The organism is Acinetobacter sp. TY1 (assembly GCF_048551395.1).
Taxonomy (GTDB): Bacteria; Pseudomonadota; Gammaproteobacteria; order Pseudomonadales; family Moraxellaceae; genus Acinetobacter.
Map to the genome: position 1 here is coordinate 1 of NZ_JBLYZK010000036.1, position 25,915 is coordinate 25,915.

Annotated in this window: 25 protein-coding genes, 1 tRNA gene and 1 pseudogene; 7 read left to right on the forward strand and 20 right to left on the reverse strand. The window is 34.7% G+C overall.

Features of this window, described 5'->3' with window-relative positions; all coding sequences use genetic code 11:
* A pseudogene (locus ACK2M2_RS14790) lies at positions 1–117 on the forward strand (pyridine nucleotide-disulfide oxidoreductase); the annotation flags it as partial.
* Between the two features lie 298 nt (positions 118–415).
* Positions 416–760 (forward strand): hypothetical protein, encoded by a 345-nt coding sequence (locus tag ACK2M2_RS14795; protein ID WP_409512888.1) that lies wholly within the window; start codon positions 416–418, stop codon positions 758–760.
* A gap of 112 nt (positions 761–872) precedes the next feature.
* Here ACK2M2_RS14795 and sohB read toward each other — a convergent pair whose 3' ends face one another.
* The 6 genes from sohB to ACK2M2_RS14825 all read right to left on the reverse strand — a co-directional run bounded on the left by sohB (position 873) and on the right by ACK2M2_RS14825 (position 7,569).
* Complete coding sequence (sohB, locus tag ACK2M2_RS14800) at positions 873–1,835, reverse strand: protease SohB (RefSeq protein ID WP_409512887.1); 963 nt, start codon at positions 1,833–1,835, stop codon at positions 873–875.
* 90 nt (positions 1,836–1,925) lie between these two features.
* The gene (locus tag ACK2M2_RS14805) at positions 1,926–2,561 is read right to left on the reverse strand and encodes a hypothetical protein (RefSeq protein ID WP_419349625.1); all 636 of its coding nucleotides are present in this window, start codon (positions 2,559–2,561) and stop codon (positions 1,926–1,928) included.
* A 128-nt stretch (positions 2,562–2,689) separates the two neighbouring features.
* Positions 2,690–3,625: a phosphate ABC transporter ATP-binding protein PstB gene (gene pstB, locus ACK2M2_RS14810; RefSeq protein WP_419349627.1), complete on the reverse strand. Its 936-nt coding sequence runs from the start codon at positions 3,623–3,625 to the stop codon at positions 2,690–2,692.
* Between the two features lie 13 nt (positions 3,626–3,638).
* A complete protein-coding gene (pstA, locus tag ACK2M2_RS14815; protein ID WP_419349629.1) occupies positions 3,639–5,030 on the reverse strand; it encodes a phosphate ABC transporter permease PstA in 1,392 nt (463 codons plus the stop codon).
* On the reverse strand, positions 5,027–6,406 hold the full coding sequence (pstC, locus tag ACK2M2_RS14820; protein WP_409512883.1) for a phosphate ABC transporter permease subunit PstC: 1,380 nt from the start codon (positions 6,404–6,406) through the stop codon (positions 5,027–5,029). The genes pstA and pstC overlap by 4 nt, the downstream gene beginning before the upstream one ends.
* Before the next feature lie 143 nt (positions 6,407–6,549).
* Complete coding sequence (locus ACK2M2_RS14825; RefSeq protein WP_409512882.1) at positions 6,550–7,569, reverse strand: substrate-binding domain-containing protein; 1,020 nt, start codon at positions 7,567–7,569, stop codon at positions 6,550–6,552.
* A gap of 453 nt (positions 7,570–8,022) precedes the next feature.
* Between ACK2M2_RS14825 and ACK2M2_RS14830 the strand changes: the two genes are divergently transcribed.
* Positions 8,023–8,322 carry a hypothetical protein gene (locus tag ACK2M2_RS14830; protein WP_419349631.1) on the forward strand — a complete coding sequence of 100 codons (300 nt, stop codon included), beginning with the start codon at positions 8,023–8,025 and terminating at the stop codon, positions 8,320–8,322.
* A 349-nt stretch (positions 8,323–8,671) separates the two neighbouring features.
* Here ACK2M2_RS14830 and ACK2M2_RS14835 read toward each other — a convergent pair whose 3' ends face one another.
* Entirely contained in the window at positions 8,672–10,204 is a 1,533-nt protein-coding gene (locus tag ACK2M2_RS14835) for a pyridoxal phosphate-dependent decarboxylase family protein (RefSeq protein WP_419349633.1), read from the reverse strand.
* Between the two features lies 1 nt (position 10,205).
* Complete coding sequence (locus tag ACK2M2_RS14840; RefSeq protein ID WP_409512880.1) at positions 10,206–11,579, reverse strand: diaminobutyrate--2-oxoglutarate transaminase; 1,374 nt, start codon at positions 11,577–11,579, stop codon at positions 10,206–10,208.
* A 478-nt stretch (positions 11,580–12,057) separates the two neighbouring features.
* Between ACK2M2_RS14840 and ACK2M2_RS14845 the strand changes: the two genes are divergently transcribed.
* Both ACK2M2_RS14845 and ACK2M2_RS14850 read left to right on the forward strand, forming a co-directional pair.
* Positions 12,058–12,759 carry an SIMPL domain-containing protein gene (locus tag ACK2M2_RS14845; protein ID WP_419349637.1) on the forward strand — a complete coding sequence of 234 codons (702 nt, stop codon included), beginning with the start codon at positions 12,058–12,060 and terminating at the stop codon, positions 12,757–12,759.
* A gap of 338 nt (positions 12,760–13,097) precedes the next feature.
* A tRNA-Ser gene (locus ACK2M2_RS14850) sits at positions 13,098–13,187 on the forward strand.
* A gap of 204 nt (positions 13,188–13,391) precedes the next feature.
* Here the strand turns inward: ACK2M2_RS14850 and ACK2M2_RS14855 are convergent.
* Entirely contained in the window at positions 13,392–14,486 is a 1,095-nt protein-coding gene (locus ACK2M2_RS14855; protein WP_409512878.1) for a fatty acid desaturase family protein, read from the reverse strand.
* Between the two features lie 26 nt (positions 14,487–14,512).
* The gene (locus ACK2M2_RS14860; protein ID WP_419349640.1) at positions 14,513–15,580 is read right to left on the reverse strand and encodes a ferredoxin reductase; all 1,068 of its coding nucleotides are present in this window, start codon (positions 15,578–15,580) and stop codon (positions 14,513–14,515) included.
* A 147-nt stretch (positions 15,581–15,727) separates the two neighbouring features.
* On the opposite strand from ACK2M2_RS14860, the gene fabR reads away from it, so the two are divergent.
* Entirely contained in the window at positions 15,728–16,411 is a 684-nt protein-coding gene (fabR, locus tag ACK2M2_RS14865) for an HTH-type transcriptional repressor FabR (RefSeq protein ID WP_409512876.1), read from the forward strand.
* Positions 16,412–17,104: 693 nt separating this feature from the next.
* Here the strand turns inward: fabR and ACK2M2_RS14870 are convergent.
* From ACK2M2_RS14870 to ACK2M2_RS14915, 10 genes are all read right to left on the reverse strand, one after another.
* Positions 17,105–17,500, reverse strand: coding sequence for a hypothetical protein (locus ACK2M2_RS14870; RefSeq protein ID WP_419349641.1), 396 nt, complete (start codon positions 17,498–17,500; stop codon positions 17,105–17,107).
* Positions 17,497–19,044: a glycoside hydrolase family 19 protein gene (locus ACK2M2_RS14875; protein ID WP_419349643.1), complete on the reverse strand. Its 1,548-nt coding sequence runs from the start codon at positions 19,042–19,044 to the stop codon at positions 17,497–17,499. The genes ACK2M2_RS14870 and ACK2M2_RS14875 overlap by 4 nt, the downstream gene beginning before the upstream one ends.
* A 5-nt stretch (positions 19,045–19,049) precedes the next feature.
* Positions 19,050–19,469: a hypothetical protein gene (locus tag ACK2M2_RS14880; protein WP_419349645.1), complete on the reverse strand. Its 420-nt coding sequence runs from the start codon at positions 19,467–19,469 to the stop codon at positions 19,050–19,052.
* 908 nt (positions 19,470–20,377) lie between these two features.
* On the reverse strand, positions 20,378–20,905 hold the full coding sequence (locus ACK2M2_RS14885) for a hypothetical protein (RefSeq protein ID WP_419349647.1): 528 nt from the start codon (positions 20,903–20,905) through the stop codon (positions 20,378–20,380).
* Positions 20,902–21,327 carry a hypothetical protein gene (locus ACK2M2_RS14890; protein ID WP_419349649.1) on the reverse strand — a complete coding sequence of 142 codons (426 nt, stop codon included), beginning with the start codon at positions 21,325–21,327 and terminating at the stop codon, positions 20,902–20,904. Before ACK2M2_RS14890 ends, ACK2M2_RS14885 begins: the two co-directional genes overlap by 4 nt.
* Positions 21,324–22,226, reverse strand: a complete 903-nt coding sequence (locus tag ACK2M2_RS14895) for a hypothetical protein (RefSeq protein ID WP_419349651.1) — start codon at positions 22,224–22,226, stop codon at positions 21,324–21,326. Before ACK2M2_RS14895 ends, ACK2M2_RS14890 begins: the two co-directional genes overlap by 4 nt.
* Positions 22,219–22,596 carry a hypothetical protein gene (locus tag ACK2M2_RS14900; protein WP_419349653.1) on the reverse strand — a complete coding sequence of 126 codons (378 nt, stop codon included), beginning with the start codon at positions 22,594–22,596 and terminating at the stop codon, positions 22,219–22,221. The genes ACK2M2_RS14895 and ACK2M2_RS14900 overlap by 8 nt, the downstream gene beginning before the upstream one ends.
* A gap of 262 nt (positions 22,597–22,858) precedes the next feature.
* Positions 22,859–23,551 carry a hypothetical protein gene (locus tag ACK2M2_RS14905; protein ID WP_419349655.1) on the reverse strand — a complete coding sequence of 231 codons (693 nt, stop codon included), beginning with the start codon at positions 23,549–23,551 and terminating at the stop codon, positions 22,859–22,861.
* 9 nt (positions 23,552–23,560) lie between these two features.
* Positions 23,561–24,949, reverse strand: a complete 1,389-nt coding sequence (locus ACK2M2_RS14910) for a hypothetical protein (protein WP_419349657.1) — start codon at positions 24,947–24,949, stop codon at positions 23,561–23,563.
* Between the two features lie 3 nt (positions 24,950–24,952).
* Positions 24,953–25,273 carry a hypothetical protein gene (locus ACK2M2_RS14915; protein ID WP_419349659.1) on the reverse strand — a complete coding sequence of 107 codons (321 nt, stop codon included), beginning with the start codon at positions 25,271–25,273 and terminating at the stop codon, positions 24,953–24,955.
* Between the two features lie 150 nt (positions 25,274–25,423).
* Between ACK2M2_RS14915 and ACK2M2_RS14920 the strand changes: the two genes are divergently transcribed.
* The gene (locus tag ACK2M2_RS14920) at positions 25,424–25,852 is read left to right on the forward strand and encodes a hypothetical protein (RefSeq protein WP_419349660.1); all 429 of its coding nucleotides are present in this window, start codon (positions 25,424–25,426) and stop codon (positions 25,850–25,852) included.
* Positions 25,853–25,915 lie beyond the last annotated feature (63 nt).

The window sequence follows — 25,915 nt, forward strand, 5'->3', positions numbered from 1 at the left end:
GTCTTTGCTGCAGGTGACTGTACCACTGTACCATACAAGCAAATCATTATTGCATCGGGTGAAGGTGCGAAAGCGGCGTTATCTGCTTTTGATTATATGATGCGTAATGGACAGTAAGTGTTTAACTAGAATGTAATTATTTCATTCTCTTTAAAGAAAATAACCCCATATATAGCCTCCTATTTTAATTTATAGGAGGCTTTTTTAATGCGTGAATTTTAATCTACAAATTAAGATATATTATCCACTCGCAAATACTTTCGTATCCTTATCAATTAAAACTAAAGAACAAAATCAATCATTAAGATAAACCAATCATTAACAAATTTTTATTTTTATTTTTCGTATAACTTGTTTATATTAAATTGTCCATCGTGTTATGGATCACAATAATAGCTCAATAAAGGTAAAATAAATGAATAAGTTACTTGTTGCTTTAGGTCTTGCTGCTACTGTTGCGCTAGTAGGTTGTAACAAAGAAAAGGCACCTGAAACAGGTGCGACAGCAGGTCAGCACTTAGAAAATGCTGCAACTCAAGCGGGTCAAGATCTTCAAAATGCCGCAAGCGATGCTGCGAATGCAACTGCAACTGCTGTAGATAACACAGCTGCTGCAACTGTAAATGCCGCAGATCATGTTGCAAATGCTGCAGATCATGCTGCTACAGCGACTGTAGATGCCGCTAAAACTGCAACTGCAACTGCTGCTGGTGCAGTTGAACAAGGTGCTGCAGATGTAAAAGAAGCTGCTAAGAACTAATTTTTAGCATTTTATTTTTTATTCATTCAAAATAAAAAAAGGCAAATCTTTATGATTTGCCTTTTTTAATGTATTCAATTTATCATAACTATATCAAAATGTTTCATTTAACTTAAAGCTTAGGATCACGCATTTGTACTAAAGAAGTATTGGCTTTCGCTAAGCTATCAACGACTTTACTCAATATCGATGGAATTAATGTATCTGCCATTTGTACTGCTTGTAGACCTAGCTTTTCACCCAAAGTTGGTTTACGGCGTGTTTGAATTACATACACATCATGTTGTGCCAGTAAACCCAACAAATATTCATCAGATGTTTTCAATTGATCCACAAGATTTAAGCCTTTTGCATCTTGCCCATACCAATGCTCACCTGTTGCCACTTTTTCAACATTCAATTGTGGACGGTATTTTTCGATAAAATGCTTAAATAAAACATGCGTTTGTTGCAATTCTTCTTCGAACTTAGCTTTACCTTCTTCAGTATTTTCACCGAACATAGTCACTGTACGTTTAAATTGCCCTGCCGTATACAGTTCAAAATCGACATGATGCTCTTTCAATAAACGATTAAAATTCGGTACTTGTGCAACTACACCAATAGAACCAACGACAGCAAATGGCGCCGAGATAATCTCAGTAGCAATACATGCCATCATATAACCACCACTTGCAGCAACTTTATCGACACAAATGGTCAAATGAAAACCTGCATCACGTAGACGTACCAATTGAGCAGCAGCCAATCCATAACCATGCACTGCTCCACCCGGACTTTCCAAGCGAACAACTACACGATCTTTACCTGCTTTTGCCGTGGCTAAAATCAGGGTAATTTCTTCACGTAAATTTTCTACAGCTGATGCTTGTATATCACCTTTAAAATCTAAAACATAGATTTTTTGGTTGTTCTTTTTACGTGCTCGAGCTTCCTTCGAAAGCTGTTGTGTTAATTGTAATAATTCAAATTTAGAAGCAGTTGTTTGTGCAATTTTTTTGCGTTGTTCATTAATACGCTCATTTAAATGACTGATGCGAATTTCCGCAGGAACTTTGGGTAAATGAAATAACATAGAATTTATAATCTCTAAAAATAATACACATATTTAATTTAGATTAGGTCAATGCAGAATTTTTTCAATAGTCATTTGTTTTTTATTCTGTTAATGCAAGTCACTTCGCTCTAGTGCTTGATATTGTCTGTTGATCTCTGCTGAAGCAAATAGTCTAAAGTATAGCCAAAAAACAGCATAATATAAAAGAGCTATCACCCCCGCGCTAATCGGCCACCATGCTTGAATGAATAAACCTCCCCGCCTAGAATTTCCACTCGGTACAATAAACGCGTAGATCATAATCAAACCTACAATCATCAGAATTAAAAATACTCTTTCCGACCACAAACCCACAAGATACTTTTTCTTTCCTTGTTTCACAGCCAAATCATGTTTATATTTTTTAAATATTGCATGTGCTTTCACATATGTATACCAATGTTGTCGAACCTTATAATGCTGCATTTTGTGCTTAAAAATAAAATATAGTATTGGTCCCATGCAAGAACTAACAACCACAAAGAGATCATACAACCAACGATGATAATTACTCATACTTTTGCTTTGTGAAGTTGGGAATAACCCTATATATGGAATGAAAATCGCTAGACAAATACTCACAAAAACCATTGCTAAAGCGAAATACTCTGCAACGTATTTTGTCGAAAAAATAGAAATGTATAGGTTGCTTTGTGCTTCCCGCACAATATTCAATCTTTTTTGTTCTTCACTTATTGCAATCACTCTTGTTTATCGCCATGTCAGATAACTTATCCTAACAAAAAACAGAGCCATAAAGCTCTGTTTTTAAATATTTTTAAATATTTTTAAATTTAAATCATCTAGTAATTTTTTAAAACCACTATATCAGATTAACCAAAACGACCTGTAATATAAGCTTCAGTTAGTTGATGATCAGGAGAAGTAAAGACTTTTTCAGTCGCATTGACTTCAATTAAATCACCCAAATGGAAGTATGCAGTACGGTCTGAAACACGTGCAGCTTGCTGCATCGAATGCGTCACAATCGCAATGGTATATTGTTTCGACAATTCAGAAATCAGTTCTTCCACTTTTGCCGTTGCAATTGGATCGAGTGCCGAACAAGGCTCATCCATCAAAATGACATCTGGGCTGACTGCAATGGTACGTGCAATACATAAGCGTTGTTGTTGACCACCAGATAAACCTGTACCAGGTTGATTCAAACGATCTTTCACTTCATCCCACAAGCCCGCTTTACGTAAACTATTTTCAACAATTTCTTCCATGTCATATTTATCACGCGCAAGACCATGTAATTTAGGTCCATAGGCAACATTGTCAAAAATTGATTTTGGAAATGGATTAGGCTTTTGAAATACCATCCCTACTTGTGCACGTAGTAAAACAACATCTAAATTTGGATCATAAATGTCCTGATTATCTAATAACACTTTACCTGTAACACGACATGAGTCAATCGTATCATTCATACGGTTCAATGTACGTAGGAACGTTGATTTTCCACAACCTGAAGGCCCAATAAATGCAATCACTTCATGTTCATAAATCTGTAAATCAATCCCTTTAATCGCTTCAGCTTCATCATAATAAACATGTACATCATTTGCGCTGAGTTTGACTGTAGGTTGTTTTGCAGGCTGTGGTACAGGTGCATCAAACTGTGAAGCCAAAGATACACTTGCTTGTTTTTGTCTTGTTTCAGTCGAAGTAAATTGCGATGGATCTGAATTCACGTTGTTATCCTGTTCAAGCCTATTCGTATTACCCTGTTCAAGGGCGTTTTTAGTGTCTACGCTATTCATAATATGCTCTCATTTACCAACGAACTTCAAATTTCTTACGTAACCAAACTGCAAGACTGTTTAAGCCCACCATTAGTGCAAGTAAAACAATAATTGCCGCCGCTGTACGCCCTTCAAAGAAGTTACGTAGTTCATTGCCCTGCCATAAATACACCTGAACAGGTAATGCCGTTGCCTGATCCATTGGAGATACAGGAATATTTGCAACAAAGGCACTCATACCAATCAGTAACAAGGGTGCCGTTTCACCCAATGCATGTGCGATACCAATAATTGCACCAGTCATAATTCCTGGCATTGCCAAAGGTAAAACATGATGGAAAATTGTTTGAATACGTGATGCACCAATACCCAACGCAGCTTGGCGAATGGATGGTGGAACAGCTTTTAATGATGCTCGTGTAGTAATAATCACCGTCGGTAAAGTCATTAAACTTAAAACTAAACCTCCGACTAAAGGTGCCGAAATAGGTAAATGCATCCAACCAATAAAGATGGCAGCACCCAATAAACCGAACACAATTGAAGGTACAGCAGCAAGATTATTAATATTGACTTCAATAATGTCAGTGATGAAATTTTTTGGTGCAAATTCTTCAAGATAAATCGCACTTGCTACACCGAGTGGAATTGCGATTGCAATCACGATGAGCATCATAAACAGCGAGCCCATGAATGCACCTGCCAAACCTGCGGTTGCAGGAGAACTGCGAGAATCAGGATTAGTAAATAATTGAGTGTTAAACGTCCGCTCAATAATACCTTTGGCAGCCAAATCATCTGAAAGTTTACGAATTTCAGGACTTAATTGTTGCTGCTCATCGGGTAAAGTACGGTCAATATTTCCAGCGAGCCAAACATCAATATTGGCATCGGCAAGGAAATTGATATCAATTTTTTTCCCAATCATCGCAGGATCTTTCATCACCATATCACGGACACGATAGGCTTCTGAACTCGTATAAATTTCACTCAGCTCATCTCGTTGCTTTTCAAGTGCAGGATCTTTGGCAATAATACCACTCACAATCAAAGCATCCCAATCGACCATACCCATTTTGGTTTGCCAATCGACAAAGCGCTCTTCAAACTGTGCAGGACTTTCACCCACTTTCTGTGTCGGTCGTGGTCCAACATCAATTACAGCAGGATCAAAATATACAGGAACAGTCATACTTGCTTGCCAAAATGCAGGCATTCCCTTGTACATAATGCTAGTAAAGAGTATTGCGACAAATGCCAAACCAATAATGACCGAACTCAACCCTACAATGCGGAATATTTTTTCTGTACGATGACGCTTTGCCAAAGATGATGCAATTTTGGCTTTACGCTTTTCTCGTTGCTCTGCCGCAACACGTGGGTCAAATACCTGATCCACGGAAGATGTATTTGATGTACTCATTCGTATTGCTCACGGTATTTGCGCACGATGTACAGTGCAATAATATTCAGACATAGCGTAATCACAAACAAGGTTAAACCGAGTGCAAATGCGACCAATGCTTGCGGACTTGCAAAATCTGTATCACCAGTTAACTGTTTCACAATGGTCACTGTAACTGTTGAAACTGCTTCAAATGGATTGGCATGTAGTAAAGGGCTGTTCCCTGCGGCAAGTACCACGATCATGGTTTCACCGACCGCACGAGAAACAGCAAGTAAAAATGCTCCAGTAATGCCGGGTAAAGCCGCTGGCAAAACAACGCGACGAATGGTTTCAGACTTGGTTGCGCCTAAACCCAATGAACCATCACGCAGTGAACGTGGCACTTGGGTAATAATGTCATCTGATAATGATGAAACAAACGGGATAATCATAATGCCCATGGCAAAACCTGCAGTTAATGCACTCGTGGCATTAATTTCAAGTCCAACCGTTGCGCCCAATGCTTTAAATACGGGTCCAAGCACCATCATGGCAAACACGCCATATACAATGGTTGGAATCCCCGCTAAGACTTCAATGGCAGGCTTCGCCCATGCACGAAAGCGTGGAGATGCATATTCAGCCAAATAAATTGCAATCATCAAACCCAATGGCACTGCGACCAAAAGTGCAATCGCACTGATCATCAAGGTACCCCAAAGCAGGGGAAGCAAACCATAACTACCTTCAGCATTACCCGAGGTACTAAAACCAGGATTCCACTCTGTACCAAAGAAAAAGTCAATTGGACTAACAAATTTAAAGAAGTGCAATGCTTCAGAAAACATTGACATCACAATGCCAATAGTGGTCAAAATAGCCACGCTTGAGCATAAAATTAGAGCGACATTAATTGATTTTTCAACCTGATTACGGGCACGATATTGTTGGGATATTTTTTTCTTTGCCCATAACAACCCACCAATGGCAACACAAATCACCACCGCAAATTTGGCATAATTACCAATCTGCTGAATGTTTGAAAGTTGTTGCGCCGCTGCAAGCTCATAAGCTGCAGGAGTATCGGTGACACCAAAACCTGAAGCAATCGCCTGAACACGATCAACCAAAACATTAACACCCGCTTCATCGAGTCCTGATGCAATAGTCGCAGGTACATTTTGTAAAATATAATGTTGTAAAATGCTCGGTTCAACAATGTTCCAAACCAACAAAATTAGAAATGCTGGAATACCACACCACAATGCGACCAAAGCACCATAGTAGCCTGGTCGTGAATGTAAAATTGCCGAATTATTTCCTTTGCCCGACAGGCTTAGACTTTTTCTTAGTCCAATTTGATATGCAACTGCCACCAAAGCCAGCAAAACACCAATGAGGAGCAGATTCATATATTCTCCACTATTTTTCTACTTAATGTTTTAATGACTTGATGCTTTAAATACGTCATGTCCTAAATACTCAAAGTTGAAAAATGCTACTTAGCAAAAAAGCTGATGGCTCATCATTCAACCATCAGCTTCGTTATTATTTCTTACTTCACGCCTTGACCTGCTTTAAACGCTGCAAGTACTTTTGCACGTTCTGCATCAGACATTGAAATTAGACCTGCTTTATCTAGTTTTGAACCTTTACCTGAAACCTTTTTATTTAAGAAGTATTCAGTGAACTGAGATAAGCCCTTAATTGATTTCAAGTGTTCACCTTTTACATAAAAGTATAAAGGACGAGATACAGGATAAGAACCATTCAAAATGGTTTGCTCAGAAGGAACGACATTATTCACTGTTGCCACACGTAACTTGTCACGGTTTTGATCATAGAAACCCAAACCAAAGACACCAACTGCACTTGGAGATGTTTTCAAACGTGCCAATGTTTCTGTGTAGTCCCCTGCAATTTCAATTACTTTACCGTCTTTACGGAAGTTTGAGCAGGCTTTCTTCTGTGCATCTTTATCTAGCTTTTTGAAGTAATCGTAAGATTCACATCCTGCTTCAACCATTTTTTCTTGGAACACTTCACGTGTACCGTGATTCGATGCAGGAACAACTAAAGTAATCGGTTCATTTGGTAATGATTTATCAATTTGGTTCCAACGCGTATATGGGTTTGGAACAAGTTTACCATTGGATGGTAACTCAGCGGCTAAAGCTGCAAATACATGCTGTGGACGTAATTTATAGGCAGCTTTTGTTGAGTTCGATGCAAATACAATACCGTCATAACCAATTTTAATTTCTAAAATTTGATTCACGCCTGCTTTTTTACATGCTGCAATTTCAGTATCTTTAATTTTACGTGATGCATTTGCGATATCAATTGTATTATCACCCACGCCTGAACAGAATTGTTTCAAACCCGCAGAACTACCACCTGAGCCAACTACAGGTGCTTTAAACTGTGGGAATGTGTTACCAAATTCTTCCGCTACAATACTTGCATAAGGAAGTACAGTCGAAGAACCTGCAATTTGAATGGTATCACGAGCTGCATTTGCTGCAACGGTTACCCCAGAAACTGCCAAAGCAAGTACGATATGATTTAAGCGCATTCTTTTCTCTCTTTATCAATTGCGGTATTGAAGTACGCCACGAATAATTGTTGTGTACTTTTCCATGACCACATTTTGATTTTAAAATATGACAATTAAGTGACAGTTCTATGACGCTTTGATGATGGATTAATTTTTAAGATGACTATTGGATTTCTAAGACCAAATAAGATTAAAAAACAATCCAAATAAAATCCATTGATACACATCACACTATGAAATATTAATATTTTAAATCACAATATATCTAGCACCAAGTAGTGTAGATAAACTAAATTAAAATACAGATAAAAAATAACTCATTTAATTTTTATATAATTAAATCAATAGCATAAATTCAATGAAATATAATATAAAACTTATTTTTTAATTAAATTAAAAATATAATATGTTATATTTGAAATATATGAAAAAGCGTAGGTTAAACTGAGCATCGAGCAGATGTAACAATTAGTGTATAAACTTTCTTATAAGGTCATACCATTATCGGCATTTTTTGGTCAACCCACTTCCAAAGCAGCACCAAAGATTGATTTTATTAAACTCTTAATCTCTGAAAAGTATAAAACTTCACCTGAATTTTTTAATGTTATGGATTTCACATTAAAATATGAAAATATTCATCCAAATAAAAAACTCATTAATAAGTTCAAACAAATTGGGATCATACTAGGGCAACTTTTAGCTAGTAAAAATAAATACCAACTGACTTCTTTAAAGGTCAGCTACCATCTACAAAATCATTTTGATTAATGAGCATGTACGCTATACCACAAAGTCTATTTATGCGAATGAACTGAATCATGATTTAATTAACTCATCTATGATTCTAAATCTGACAAAAAATATAGATAGCTCCATCACGCCATACTTACAAAATGAAGCACCAAGTTCGGATAAAAAAGCCCACTAGCTTCCTACAACTATTGGGGCATTTGCATCCATCATACGTATTTCTCGGCCTGAGCAAAGTGTTATTGATGGCACATGGAAAGAACCAAAGTTGGTAAAAATACCATAATCATATAGATCTTAATCTCATCCGCTATAAAAAAAGGAGCTCTATAGAGCTCCTTTTTTATGTTCTACAACAACAAAGACATTAATCTAATGCTGTCACATAAGTACCATTAGCGATTGGGCCTTTAATACGATCAGCCTCAGCAAGCACAAGTGCAAGCAAGTTTTTCACGTTATCTAAAGTTGCTACTGGGCTTAAAGTCGTCATTTTCAAAGATTGATTTTGACCAACTTTAGTCACACCAATGTTTGCTTCGCCACGAGCAAACAATTCATCTGCTACGTTTTGATTGAGTGTATCTAATAATTCAACAGGATAACCTGTAGGTATCACACGGAATAACACCGATGCAAACTGAGGATCAACGAGCATTTCTAAGCCATCAGTTGCAGTAATATAGGCTGCAACATCACGCGTTAAAGTTACGCCATGATCAATCATTGAACCATAAAGCTCTTCACCTAATGCTTCCACCGTCATCCACAATTTCAACGCATCGAAACGGCGTGTTGTTTGTAGTGATTTCGACACAAGGTTCGGTACGCCATGCTCTTCATCATAAGCCGAGTTCAAGTACTCAGCTTCATAATGCATGAAACGATAGTTCGCTTCATCTTTAAGCAAGAATGCACCGCACGAAATGGTTTGGAAATAATGCTTATGGAAATCAAGCGTAATCGAATCAGAAAGTTCTATACCATCTAACATATCACGGAAATCATTCGATAAGATTAAAGCACCACCCCAAGCCGCATCGATGTGCATCCATGCGCCATATTTGTTGGTGATTTCACGAATTTCCTTCAATGGGTCAATAGCACCTGCATCGGTTGTACCTGCTGTTGCCACTACACATGCCACAATCTTACCTTCTGCTTGAAGATGAGCCATGGTTTTTTCGAGTGCATCAACATCCATCTGAGCATTTTCGTTCACAGGAACAGTTACGACAGATTGGAAGCCCATACCCATCATCGCCATATTCTTTTGTACTGAAAAATGTGCATTTTCAGAACAAATAACTTTGACGTTACGCATTGCGTCACCTGGTACGCCATCACGCTGAACAGACCACGGATTACCGTTTTCATCTTTCCAGTTTTTTGCGATGCATGCATCACGTGCTAAAAGTACGCCCATGAGGTTTGACTGTGTACCACCCGAAGTGAATACACCTGCCTGACCTGCACCATAGCCTACTTTTTGACGTAACCAATCAATCAACTGAACTTCCATCAAAGAACCCGCAGGACTTTGATCCCATGAATCCATCGATTGGTTCGTCGCATTGATGAGTACTTCTGCGATTTGGCTTGTCACCATTGTTGGACAATGTAAATGCGCTAATGAATGCGGATGGTGAACTTTTAAACTTTTGTTTAAAAATAATTCCACCATACGATCAAGTGATTTTTGTACACCCATACCTTCTTTTGAAGGGTTAAATGCAATTGCACTACGTAGCTCTTTTATGCTACCACCAGTATACATTTTATCGTTTTGCAACCATGCAGAAACGGCTTTTACCGCCTCGCCCATCACTGACTGATAGTCAGCAATGGATTGTGCATCATTGCAGAATAACGCTTTACGATGTTCTGCAAAATCAACCATATTATGCGCCTCGAGTAGCAACTAGAGCTTCAGCAATTGCTTTCTTAAAGCGAGCCACAGCTTCTACACATTCATCATGTGTAATAATCAATGGGCAAAGTAAGCGAATGACTGTGCCTCCACGACCACCTTTTTCTAACAACAATTTGTTGTTAAAACAAGCTGTTTGAATCGCTGCTGCCAATTGTGAGTCACCCGGAAGTGAACCCATATGGTCTGCTTTCTGGCGCTCATCTACAATTTCAACACCAAGCATTAAACCACGACCACGAACATTACCAATACATGGGAATTCAACCGCTAATTTTTTAAATTCAGCTTGTAAAAAATCACCACGTTCTTGCGCATTTTGGGCAAGGTTTTGTTCTTGAATGGTTTTGATCGTTGCAAGACCTGTACCCATTGCAAGTTGGTTACCACGGAAAGTACCCGTATGACCAGCAGGCTGCCAAGCATCAAACTTACGTTTAATCCCTAACACTGCAAGTGGTAAGCTACCACCCACTGCTTTAGACATCACCACAACATCAGGCTCAATACCCGCATGTTCAAAGGCAAACATTTTACCTGAACGTGCAAAACCTGCTTGTACTTCATCAAGAATCAGTACGATGTTATGACGCTCAGTCACTTCCCGGATTTTTTGCAACCATTTTACAGGTGCTGTTACCACACCGCCTTCTCCTTGAATCGCTTCAAGAATCACAGCTGCAGGTTTAGTTACACCGCTTTCAACATCTTCAATGAAATTTTCAAAGAAATACGTTAAAGCATCTACACCCGCTTCACCACCAATGCCGAGTGGGCAACGGTATTCATGTGGATACGGCATAAACTGTACGCCTGGCATTAAACCATTTACCGCATTTTTAGCAGATAAGTTACCTGTCATTGCCAAAGCGCCGTGCGTCATACCATGGTAACCACCAGAAAAACTGATGACCGTGTTACGACCTGTATAGGTTTTTGCCAATTTAATTGCAGCCTCTGTACCATCTGCACCAGATGGACCACAGAACTGTAAGCAATACTCAGCTTTACCACCTGGCAATTGCTCAAGTAGTGCTTCAGTAAATGCATCTTTTAAAGGCGTTGTTAAGTCCAAAGTATGCAACGGTAAACCGCTTGCAAGTGTGTCTTGGATACTTTGAATTACCGCAGGATGATTATGGCCTAATGCCAATGTTCCTGCCCCAGCTAAACAATCGAGGTACGTTGTACCTTCAACATCAGTAACCCAACACCCTAAAGCTTTTGCTATGGCCAACGGCAATTTGCGTGGATAGCTACGAACATTGGATTCCATCTGACTTTGGCGAGTTAAATAGTATTCGTTAGTAGAATTAGGGGCAGGATTTACAGAAGAAACGCTCATATCGAATTACCATCTCTGATATGGGTTGAAAGAAATAAGTCGGGTGACTTGCGGTCCTTTGACTCGGTGCTTTATAGAGAACTTAGTTAAAAAATTTGTATGTTGTTTTTAACCAAGAGCGCGATGATACAGTTTTTTGCAAAAAAATAAATAGCATTTATCTACTTATCTCCCTGAACTTGATTGAAAAAAACATTCACTTCAAGCCGAACTCTCATTATCTTTTAAATAGATGACAATAGAACGAAAATATTAAAACAGAATATCTTCAACTTTTCACCTTCACAACCTGATCATTATTGCGTCAATTTTAGAATAAACAAATGATTAAAAAGTAAATTTCAAATAAGTCATCTTTGCAAAAGAAGACCATTCTGAAACAAATTCACCACAAAATATGCATCGATCCACCTTCAATGCCAATTAATATTTCAATCAGTTTACTACGATTATCTGTGTATTTTTTAGGAAATTTTTTATGCGTTTACTGACTGCTTTCACTGCACTACTTAGCATTGTTACTGCAACAAGTGTTTTTGCCGATGACAACTCGCTCAATTACAATATCGCAAATGTTCAAGCAGATGCGACACGTCAAGTCTCTAATGATGAAATGCATGCTACCCTTTTTGTTGAAAAAAGCCATAAACAACCTGCCGAACTATCTGCTCAAATCAGCCAATTGATGAACCAAGCTACGGCTTTAGGTAAAAAATTTCCAACAGTTCAATTGAAAACAGGCTCACAAACCACTTACCCGATTTATGACAATGACAATCAAAAACTAAAAGAATGGCGTGGTCGTGCTGAAGTCCAAATCGAAAGTAAAGATTTCAAAGCTGCAAGCCAACTCATTAGTGAACTGCAACAAAACTTTCAAACAGCTTCAATTAACTTTACTGTTTCAGATGAACAGCGTAGCAAAGTTGAAAATGAGCTCATTGCAGAAGCATCAAAAAACTTTCAACAGCGTGCTCAGCTCCTAGCTCAAGCGTGGAATAAATCGGGCTATAACCTTGTCAGCATTAACCTAAATACGAGTAACTTTTATCCTCAACCGATGATGATGCGTGCAAGTATGGCGAAAATGGAAATGGCGGACTCAGTACCTGTACAAGATGTTTCTGCTGGAGAATCAAAAATTACCGTGAGTGCAAACGGATCTATTCAGTTTAAATAAAACAATACATAGCATCATTTGAGTGTATAGCTCTCTCTAATGTCAATATTTAAAACAAAGACCGCATATTGTGCGGTCTTTGTTTGCTTTGAATGATAAAAAAATCAATAAGACTCTAAACTTATCGCTAATCATCGAGTTTTCAGTTAACTCAATCTAATTCATTAGGTTTTTCGCATAAATAGTATTTTTAATGCTCGATTAAATCTATATAAGCTAAAGTAAAATATAGCATTGCTAGCTTTTTGCATAAAAAGTAACTAAATGACAAGAAAGTACAGTCATTATTTATAAATTGTATTGCCAAAAGCCTTTTTTATTTATATGATGGCGCCCATGGAAGCGTGGCAGAGCGGTTGAATGCACCGGTCTTGAAAACCGACGAGGGTGTGAGTCCTCCGTGAGTTCGAATCTCACCGCTTCCGCCAAATTTAAAGCAAAAAAGCCCTGACAATGTCAGGGTTTTTTTGCTTTAAATTATCCTTTAATTCATTTATACATACTAATTATTATTATTTTTTTTATAAATTGATCACAAGAATATTCAAATGACCGTCTTAATCCATTTCTATAATAAAAAAGCCACTTTCAACAAGAAATCATTAAAAGTAGCTAAATATTTGAAAAATGTTTTACTTTTTAAATGGAAAGGCATATTTCACAATGCGACCAAGAACTTGACCATACTGCTTAAATAAACTCGCATTGTTATAATTCAATCCATATTTTTCACATACAGCTTGCACTTTTGGTGCCATTTTACGGTAACGACGTGCAGGAACTTCGGGGAATAAATGATGTTCAATTTGATGACTCAAATGACCTGTCAAAATATGAAAAGCTTCCGAACCTGTAAGATTTGAAGAACCTCTAATTTGACGCATATACCAATGCCCACGACTTTCATTTTGTAAAACAGATTTAGGAAAAACCTCGACATCTTTGGTGAAATGTCCACAAAAAATAATACTAAATGTCCATACATTCCGTATGCCATTGGCAACCATATTCCCCGTCAAAACAGGTAATGCTGCGGGACCTGCAATGAGTGGGAAAAAGAAATAATCTTTAAAGAATTGTTTACCAATTTTCTTTTGTGTTGGTTTCCATTCTTCTTTCAATTGCGCCCAAGTTTTACGTTTGTAAAAAACTTTACCAATTTCTAAGTTTTGAATGGCAACCCCCCATTGGAACAACAAGCAAAATGGAATGGCATACAAAGGTTGCACCAAATACCCGGGCTTCCAACGTTGTTCAGGAAATAATCGTAGCAATCCATAACCAATATCATCATCCATACCTTTAATATTGGTATAGGTATGGTGTTTAAAGTTATGGGTTTGACGCCAATTGTCTGCTGTACCGACAATATCCCACTCGTAATTAGTACCATTAAAACGTGGATCATTCATCCAATCATACTGTCCATGCATGACATTATGACCAAGTTCCATGTTTTCCATAATTTTAGCAAAACCGAGTAAACCCGTACCTATAATCCATGCTGGTGGGAACCAACCTGCAAATAAACATGCACGACCTAAAATACTGCTATAACGGATTGCAGCATAAACTTTCTTAATATATTGGGCATCTTTTTCGCCAATATCATCTAAAACCTCTTGCTTAATAGCGTCCAACTCTCGTGCTAAGCCGTCTAACTCAGACTGAGTGAGCTCACGATTTTTAGGATTGGTAAAATATTGAATTTTAACTGGCATATTCATGATAAAGCTCGCTTAACTTTATAAAATTAAATATCGATAACTAAATCGGTTTGTGCTGAATTCACGCAAATTCTGAGCAAATTGTTGGGTTCCATATTTTCCTGACCATTGACTAGATTTTTCGTTGAACCCTGTGCTTTATTACACGCACATTTATTGCAAATACCCATGCGACAACCGTGCTGTGGTTTAATATTTTGCTGCTCTAAACCTAATAAAATGGACTGACCTTTTGGAATCGCCACTACTTTATTTGACTGCGTTAATGTCACATTAATGAAGCCAGTTTCTTCCGAAATAATTGGTGTTAAACTAAATGCTTCACTTTTAAATTGTTGTGCTTTTTTAAATAACTGTTCTGCTGTCGTTACAAAACCCGATGGCCCACATACATAAACTATACTTTTTTCTAATGATTGAATTTGATCTAAATACTCAGCATTCAATCGAGCATCGCTAGGATTTTCTTGAGTATAAAATACGCCAAATTTAAAACTTGGATATTGCTCGGCTATTGTTTCGAATTGCTTTTTAAATACAGCATCTTGATTCTTTTTAACCCAATACATTAACCGTACAGATTTCTGTCCTAAATGACCAAGTTCAGCCAACTTTTTGACCAAGCTATACATTGGTGTAATACCGCTGCCTGCCGCCAATAAAATTAGCGGTTGCTCAGTCTTTGGAATCAACATTTCACCATAAGGTTGACCAAATTCTAGGACATCACCAATTTGAGCAGTTTCAGTCAACCATTGACTAACAATGCCTTCCGCGACTTTTTTAACCGTTAATAAAACACGATGAGCATCTAGTTGCGTCAAACTATAAGTGCGTTCATAGCGACGTCCATTTACTTCTACTATTACGGGATGGTGCTGACCTGCTTGCCCCATTTTAAAATGACGATTGACCTCAATCGTTAAGCTAATAGTGTCTTGAGCAGATTGATTCTTCTCAATAATTTTTCCAAGTGCCTGATGAATTGACCATAATGGATTAATTTTTTGTAACCAAAAGTTAGTATGGTGACGTCCAACAACCATTTCAAATATTGAATTTACAGGAGATTTTTGCTTAGCAATAGCGTGCATATCTGCTCATTATTTGACTGAATTTTAATTATTATACACATGTATATATATTTGTATATACATGTGTATTGTATCATTCCATTTCATATTCTCTGTTCAGAAGCTATAATGCCTTAATTCTATGAATCTCTTATATATATGAACCGCATGTCACCATCTAGCCCTTCTGATATTTCCATTTCTGATGAAACAGATTTAGAAAAGTTGCCACCACGTACTGTGGGTCGAAAAGCAACAATCACTAAAGAAGAGCTGTTCCAGGCTGCGCTTAATTTAATTGGTTCACAGAAAAGTATTGCATCTCTTAGTTTGCGTGAAGTCGCTCGTGAAGCTAGCATTGCACCAAACAGTTTTTATCGACATTTTAAAGATATAGATGAGCTTGCGATTGAACTTATTGAGCGTTCAGGTTTAGTTTTACGTCAGATTTTACATGAAGCACGCTTGAAAGCATCGCCGAAAAACAGTGTGATTCGCAGTTCGATTGAAGTATTTCTTGAACAATTAGATGCCGATGAAGGTAATCTTAGTCTACTATTGCGTGAAGGTTACACTGGTTCGACATCATATAAGCAAGCTGTTGATCATCAGCTTAGTTTCTTTCAACAAGAATTACGAGATGACCTAATTCGCTTAGAGCGTTTGAATAATGGTAAATTGGCTTATCCTGAAATTGCAGCAAAAGCCATTACTCAATTGGTATTTAATATGGGGGCAAAAGTCATCGATTTGGCAGCGAACGAACGTAAGGAAGTAGCTGAACAAACCATTATTATGATTCATATGATTTTAGAAGGTTCACGTCATTTAGATCACTCAAGGACGCGTTAAAATCAATCATCATTCTTATTTAATAGATGAGACCTTTATTGTTTTTGCAACATAAATAGCATTGGTTTGTGAGTTTACTTCAAGTTTTGATCAATATTTTTAATATGTGAATTCACTTTTAAATTAGCGAAATGTTTAAATATAGCTCTACTTAACCTACAAACTTGCTGGTAGAGTAAACTCTTTTTTTCGTGTCCAACTTCGTTTATGTAATGTCTTTGACATAACGTGATAGCCAACAGCGTAAGTAAAATATTCTCAAAGAAGGAAAGTATATCCTTGGCTTAAGAAAATATTGTTGTTCCTATAAGGTTATTAAAATATTAAATACGAGAGCATTTACCTGTGTAGTTTGATTTAATTGTTCGGTATTTGTCTCAAGTAAAGTCCAATTATCCAACATTACTCTAAAAATATGGAGCACCCTACATACCATAGATATATGATGAACTTCTTTATAGAAATGTATCATTTTTTTGCATAAATCGACTGCATCAGTTTTAGTATTTCTTGGAAAAGAATATTTTTATATCGTAGCGTATATTGAATAATTAGTTATATAGACGCATTAAAAATTTCAGACAGCACTCTACTCTGTTCTTGATCACGACTCAATAAATACAAAAATCGTAAAGTTGCCCTAATTTGAAATATGGCTAAAGCCAATTTTCAAAACATCGAGCTAGAAACACTTTATAGGCAATTTACACCATTTATTTTAAGATCATATTTTCTATAAAAATCAGTTATTTTTTTACTTTTCAGATTGATGTAAGTCACACTATAAACAAGATAACCTTGAGACATAAATGTATAACGCCCTGTAATTTTATTTTTTACAATCTCATTCATTGTGTAATAAATTTCAGGTTTTTCTCCACCATTATCCCCATATTTTGTCTTTATAACATTTGAAATTTTAATTGACTTTAGATATGGATAATATTTGATTTCATCGATATTTGGATATTTAGCTGAAACTAACAGTATCGTCTTTACACCATCAGATAAGCAAAAAAAATCATCATCTGCATAAGTATGTCTACTTAATAAAAAAGCCATGCTTAAAAATATATATTTAACTGTCATAGCTCTTTTACTCTTTTTTCAGCAAATGCTTTAGCGGCATCCGCACTATATCCATAGCGTTTTCGACTTACTTTTTGCTTTTGCTTATTCACCTCAAAACCGAAAGGAAACTCAATATCTTCACTCATTACTAAAAACCGTTGATAGCCTTTCTTTGATTCAATACTATTATTTAATTTTCCATCACCGTCTAAACCATCTTTCTTCTTTTTAATTGGCATAAATGGATCATTCCATAGCCCCCAACCAAATGACTCTCCTGATTTAATTTTATAAATATAGCTTTCTTCAAATGGAGTAAAATCGTCTAATCGGTTAAGTATTGTTTTTCCTAAATTTGGACATTGTTTAATATTAAATGCAACTATACAACGTTTGTAAAATTTTAAGCGATCATCAAATCCGTTATAACCACCGTTAATTAGAGACGTTGTTGCTATCAAATCATTTTTCAAGGCATAAGGAGATAAATTTCCTGTCTTAGAATGAAACCAATACCATATAGCTGAACCAACAGCATGCTTCTTCTCATTAGCAATTCTATGTTTATTCTCACCTGTAAAATCTTCATCTACAGATTCACCATAAGCCACATAATTTTTTTTATAGGTAATTTGCATAAGACCACGTCCTTTATAACCATCATATACATCTTTTTCTTGAACTCCTTTTTGTAAACCTTCTTCCATTAGGTTGTATTCTCCAGTTTCATGAAGTGTTTGGGATAGAAAATGTGTTTTTTCTATACAACTATTCATTTCAAATTTTTTAAACTGTTCATTCAAATCCTTTAAAAAAGACTGTGCATTTTTGGATTGTGTTACTAATTTAAACTCATTCTCATTAATGTCACGATTACATACACATAATCCTTTTTTGACAGGCTGATCTATACTTGGCTCATTAGGTTCGGTCGTTGAGTCACTACTTTTAATATCAAAGTAGACCGATAGTATTGTTGGTGTTGTAGATCGAGGCACATAACCTTGAGGTATCTTGAAAGCGGTATTATCAGGCTTATATGGATGAACTTGTATTCGACTATGTAAAATAGAAGTAATATTCAATTCGCCATTCTTTACTTCTTGAATAGCTTCAATAAACCTAGGAGAAGTTTTCGCCTCACCAACTAAATAAGAGACTTTTACGGTAAGTGGTACTGAATAAATTTTCTTATCTTGTTCATTTTCATAAAATATGAATTTTGTTTTTGCAATTCCATAGTCAGTCAAAAAATAAGGTGACTTAATGGTGGGTGGTAAATTTCTAGATACATTAATAGTTGTAATTTTATAGTAAGCATTATCATTGTCGTTATCCTCCTTAAATTTGGTCATATCAGGTAGACCATTTTTATCAATAGGAGTTAATACGAATATCTCTACAGCTCGCCCATCAGATTGAAAAGTTAATATTCCATCAATATCATCTGTTAATTTATTATTTTTTTTATCCCCACCAACATATTGTGTAGCCATAGGAAAATTTAACAAAGGCTTATTATTCGCATCGATAACTTTAATTTTATATTCCGTTAATGCCATTTCACTTATTCCTTACCGTTAGGTTTAGAAATATCAGTATCAAATGATAGCTCTTCATCAACTTCTTCTTCATTGAAAAATGGATCATCAGGTCGATCCATTGTAATATTTTCACTGTTGAACAATAATGCTGTAAATGGTTTCGCTTCTGATGTATAAAATCGTAATGTTGTATCTTCCGTGGAATTATTTAAATTTCTTTTAGCAATTAATTTAGAAGTACCTTCTTCTAAAACGAAAACTTGTTTTTGTATTTCATCAGGAGTAGTAATTATACTTCCTGTACCATCTGTATATTCAAACTTATAGTTTACTTTATAACTATAGTCATTTGGTGCTGTAGGTAACACGGTTACAGGTGACACAACTTTTTCACCACTTTCAAATAAATGCTGCCCAGCTCTGACTACAAATTTACCACCCATTTTTTATCTCTCTATTTATAAATTTTTATTATTATTTAAATTATACTTAATAATAAATATTTCATTGTGATTTTTATGTCTTTAATTGTAGCCTTTAACTTAGATAACTATGCAATCCTCGCAACAGATGAAGGAGTACTCTTAACATACGTAGTATTTATAAGGCCTGCAAAGAAGAAGGCTATTAAACATGTATATTTACCCCATAACTTATTCTACTTATTTAAAAATCGTTTTTGCTTTTTCAAATTAAACTCGTTCTTGGTTATGACCAAATAAATACAACAGTCGCAAAGTTGCCCGAATTTGAAATATGGCTAAAGCCAATTTTCAAAACATCGAGCTATTTATAGTTTTTATCTAACCATTTCTTTATTGAAGAAATATTTTTGTATTTATAATAAGTTTTTACATCAGTATTACCTTCAAAACCGCTAGCATTGTCCTTGAATAGTTTTTTAGTAATATCTGTTAATATAACCCTTTCACGTTGTTTTTTTATTTCATAAATATTCACTTGATAAGAATAACCCTCAATCTGAGGAGTACAGCAAAAATATGCTGATGTAATTGATACTAGCAACGGATTTTTATTAGTTTTCGGCTTATAAATGCTAACAGCGATAAATTTCAGTTCTTCATTAGCAGCGAACTCAGCAAATTCATTAAGAAATATATTTTTATTTAATCCAACTAAGTAATTTTTTAAAAATATTCCTTGCTCTGCATCACAACTGAAACTTTTAAAATTATAGTCATTTTTACTAGAAATGCTTAGGGTAACTTATTGGCTTTGTTTGCATTGATCTTGTGCATATGAATTTTGTATAATTATAGAATACAAAACAAATAGTAAGAAAAAAATAAATCTACTTTTCATGTTATAAGTCTTATTTCAAATCATTGGGCTATTTATAGTTTTTATCTAGCCATTTCTTTATTAAAGCAATATCTTTCAACTTGAAGATCATTTTTTGGTCTGACTCTCCATCTAAGCCACTTTGATTTTTCCCGAGTTTTTCTGTGATATCAATTAATGTAACTTTCCCATCTATGTTGAGTATTTCATATAAATTAATATCATACGAAGTACCAGAAATAGTTGGGGTATCCCAATACTGCGTATGTATTGTTATCAATAATGGAGGTTTTCCTAGTTTTTTATAAACACTAACAGCTGCCAATTTAGGTATCCATTTCCCCACATCTAAACTATATTTATTAATGAAAATATTTTGCTTATTATTAACTAAGTAATTTGATATATAAGGATTATTATCATGACAGGTTTTACTAACTACTTTAAAATCTGCTTTTTTATACACTGATAGTTGAGTATTATTTCCTTCACATGCTATTTTTTCTGCATGTGTCGTATTCATTCCCACACTTGAAAATAAAAATGAAAATAAAAAAAATATTTTAAATTTATTCATTTTTTAGCCTCTGCATCCTTAAAAATTGTTTTAGCTTTTACAAAATATGATCTTCGTGTTTCAAAAATATCTTTTGTAGCCCCAGCATTTACACCTTTTGTCACATTATCGACATCTGAAACTGTAGCTCCTTTATCAGCTAGATCATATAACTTGCTTGCTAACCAATAGACTAAAGCCGTTCTTGCAGCATATTTCGGTTGTTCAACTAATTCTGGGTTTTCTACAAAATCAAGTTCTTCATTAGGCCAAGCATTTTTATAGAATTTATTAAAGAATGTATAATTATATCGACCTGTTAGTTGTTTCATTCCACGACCTATGTATTTATAACCATCGCCTTCTTTAATGTTACCTAATGCCCTATTTTTAGCTCGATTAACATCCATGTATGCTTTATTGCAGATAGTTTTTTCTTTCAATTTTTATCTTTTATCGCAGCATCATGTTTAGCTTCGACAGGATTTTTTTGATAATACCTCATATATGTAAGTAATGCCTTTTCACCATACCCAGCAATATTTTCTTTTAATTTAAATTCAGCCCCCGTTTCTGCGAAAGCTTGAGCCATAAAATGAGCCTGTCTCAATCTAGTATCAAGCTTATATGTTTTTAAACCAGTATTTAATTCATCTAAAATAGGTTGCATTTTTAAAGTAGAAACACCTGGCCACATCTTCTGCATTTGTGCCATCGTAATCGTCATATCACTTTTAGGCGTTTTAGGTGTGGTTGTATCAGGTTTATTTGGATCTAAACTAGCATCAGCTCTAATTGATGGCTGTACTATAGTTACCGTATTTGTCATTTTCTTTGCAGTAATCTCATCAACATAAGTACCTTGCATTGGTCTTTTAGAAAGAGGATCAATCAATTGGAATTGTAATGGCTCACCAATTAAAGTTTTTAACTTCAAAACCCCTAAATTATCCATATCACGGATACTGGTTTTCCCCATATAAGTAATTTGAACTTGTGCTTTAGGTACAACTTGTGGGGGCTCACTAATATCTTTAGCTGTCAAAATAATAGATGCTAAATATGCATTAATAGGGCTCTCTAAAACAATTTTTAGGGTGCTATTATCTAAATTTGCTGTAGCACTAATCACTAGTTTTTCTTGATAACTATCATCAGGCTTTAAAACAGAAATTTGATAAGCCACATCCACTTTTAAAGATAATTTACAAATTCCATTTTCATCACATATTTTCTGTTTTTGCTCAGTTTCATTAGAAAATTTTCCTTTAAATGGAAACCCTTTAAATTTTTTATTATTAGAATCAAGAATTAAAACATTTATATTTATAAAATCAGTCATTTAAATTTTCACCCTTAGTATCCTCTTCATCACTTTCATGAATATTCATCACAGGCAAATCAACAAATAAATGAACAATGGCATTTGTTGATTGATCTGTATAAAAACGATTGGTTTTAACACTTTCCTCTGCGCTATTTGAGTTAATTTTTTCAGAAAAAATAGGCTTATGATCTTCCGCTCTAAGCCCTAGAATATGAGTTGGAATACCCACTTGGATATTACTTTCTGCGGACTCAGCATTCGTTGGAATAAAAAAATTTCGGCTATAGTCATTTGGTGCTGTAGGTAACACGGTTACAGGTGACACTACTTTTTCACCACTTTCAAATAAATGCTGTCCAGCTCTGACTACAAATTTTCCACCCATTTTTTATCTCTCTATTTATAAAAGTTTTATTATTATTTAAATTGTACTTAATAATAAATATTTCATTGTGATTTTTATGTCTTTAATTATAGCCTTTAACTTAGATAACTATGCCATCCTCGCAACAGATAAAAGAGGAGTCTTAAATTACATCAATAAGAATCAAGAAAATCATGTCATAAGAACAGATAACACCTATCAAAAAAAGTATCGAGCCATCATAATAATCTTAGTACATTATTGATATATAATTAAATTTAAATTATTTACAGTTCACTCTATGGTTTTTTAAAAAATTATTAATTTGATTTATTTCTAAATATTTGTAATTTTTACCATTTTCAACAGATATAAACTTAGGATTTTTAAGATTATCATTATCATACCCCATATAAATTTTTTCATTTGGTACTAGTGGTTGTTTTATACCTTTACAATCAACAATATATTGTGGGTTTCTATTAGCAAATTGATTCACATTCTTGTATTGCATAAAAAATTTATACCCCCCAACATCACCTATAGGAATATTAACAACTTTTTTACTAGATAAAGCATTTGAAATTACTGAAGAATCTTGGCGCTTAATATTTTTATCTATTTCATCTTGTAATTCATATCCACTATCCAATGTGTCATCATCAAGTTTATTATTAATATTTCTAACCACAAAATTATTTAAAATAGCATAAGTTTCAGTTTTTCCAATTATATCAGAAACATATTGACTACCATTTACAGTTTTTAAAAAATATAAAAATTGAGATGAACTTGATGAAGATCCGTCACTTACTAAAACATTTCTATTGTTAATAGTGTCAAAATATACATTATTTGCAATTGCGTCTTTTGATTTTAAAAAGTCCTTAATTTCTTTACTATCATTAATAACTTTCGCATTGCTTCCTGTAGCCGATACAAATATTAAAATCAAAAAAAATATTTTATTTTTCATATATATACTCTAAAAAGTTAAAGGTATCTTAGGAGATGTACTTTTTAGTAATGCTTCTATTCTTTTAGCATTATTTGAAAAAATAGCCGCTTTATCCCTTCCATTAATTATTTTTCTCGACTTCACATAATCAACTTTTCCACTATTAATAAAATCACTTAATTTATAACCTGTAAACATACCGTCTTTCATTCCTATAATCATAATGGGAATTGAGTATTGAAATTCACAAGCTAGATCGGGATTGGTTTCCAAATTTTTACCAGTAATTGAAGAAAATTTTTTATAATTTGATCGTCCCGTCAGTTGGACTAACTCTCTACCTCTAAAAGTGTATCCATCTCCCCTATGAATATTTCCAAGATCTTTAGCTTTTTCTGGCTTAAATTCAATATCATACTTATTAAAATATGCTTTCCCACCACCTTCTGGTATTCGACTATAAAGCTGAACTGGTTTTAGATAGTGATAAGATTCAATGAATCCTGTTGCAAACATATAAGCTATTTCATAAAGATTTGGCTTGTAGTTCCTATGAGCTTTAAAAAACTTATTAATATTTTGGCAAACTTCTTTTAAATTAGACTCTGATTGTGCATTAAATACACTAGAAGGGCATTTTGTCCCTTCCGCCATAGTGAAATTATGACAATCTGATTTAAATGCTTTAACAAATTTAGGCACATTAATTAAATCGTTATTGATAGCCACAGAATCCGGCAATTCAGGCTCATTAGGTTGAGTATTTCCATTCGAACTCATTGCACTGAGATAAACAGGAATATCCACTAAATCAGATTTTCGTGGTGCATAACCCAATTCAATACCATGACCATTTTTATCTTTAAATGGTGTGTTATCAGGCAGCATTGGAGAAATTATAATACGGCTATGCAAAATAGAATTTATTTTTAAAATAGAATTTTCAACTTGAACTTTTGTCTCAATCAATGTTGATGATTGTTTCCCTTCTCCTTTTAAATATCTAATTTTTATATAAAAAGGTAATGCATATTTTTTTTTATTTTCTTCATTTTCAAAAAAAGTGAAAACGGTATTAGCTATACCATAGTCACTTAGTTTATAAGGCGATGATAGTTTAAGTGGAACTCGATGACTGCAATCAACAACTGCTATTTTATAGTAGCTATTGTCATTATCATGATCTTCTTTAAATTTTTGGAGATTTGGAGAGCCATCACTACCTATCGGGGCTAACACAAAAATTTCCACTGGTCTCCCATCCGATTTAAATGTTAGTACTCCTCCTTCCTGACTTGTTAATTTATTATTTTTAGGTGCAGCAATACTATCTGCGTACCTAGTAGCCATAGGAAAGTTAAGCATTTCCTGATTACTATTATCTACAATTTTTATTTGATACGTTTGTAATGCCATAATTTAATCTTCATCGCTAATATTATGATTTTCTTCATCTTCATCTTCATCAATAAATGTATCTATTGGTGAATCCATTGAAATAACATCATCATAAAATAGCATTGCAGTGAACGGCTTTTCCACAGATGTATAAAACCGCAAAGATGTATCTTGATTGGATTCTAATAATTTCCTTTGTACTAATAACTGTCCAGTATCATCATCGACAACAAAAACTTTTTTATTAGTTTCAATACTTTCTGACTTTTCACCTTCACTATCTGTATATTCAAACTTATAGTTTACTTTATGACTATAGTCATTTGGTGCTGTAGGTAACACGTTATAGGTGACACAACTTTTTCACCACTTTCAAATAAATGCTGCCCAGCTCTGACTACAAATTTACCACCCATTTTTTATCTCTCTTTTTATAAAATTTTTATTATTATTTAAATTATACTTAACAATAAATATTTCATTGTGATTTTTATGTCTTTAATTATAGCCTTTAACTTAGATAACTATGCCATCCTCGCAACAGATAAAAGAGGAGTCTTAAATTACATCAATAAGAATCAAGAAAATCATGTCATAAGAACAGATGACACCTACCAAAAACTTAGAAAAATTCCTTTTGGATTTTTCGCTTCAGCAGGCGACTACCTCATAACAGAATGTTTCTATGCTGAATGTATGGCACAGACACGACAAAAGAGAAATTTAAATCAAATTTTGGAAGATACTTACTACAGATATTGTAATTTAAAAGGTGTTTACCACTTTACGGAAATGACAACTATCCTACTCATTGCAAAGGAATTTAATCAAAATAATCAAATACAAAAAGACACACTGCTGGAAATAAAAATTCAATTCCAAAGTATAAAAATTCAAGTAGTACCCCCTGATATACGCTGAATTATCAGGAGACTTTCCCTTGGGAGATTCTAGGCAGCCAACTTATAAAAGTCTTCGGCCATT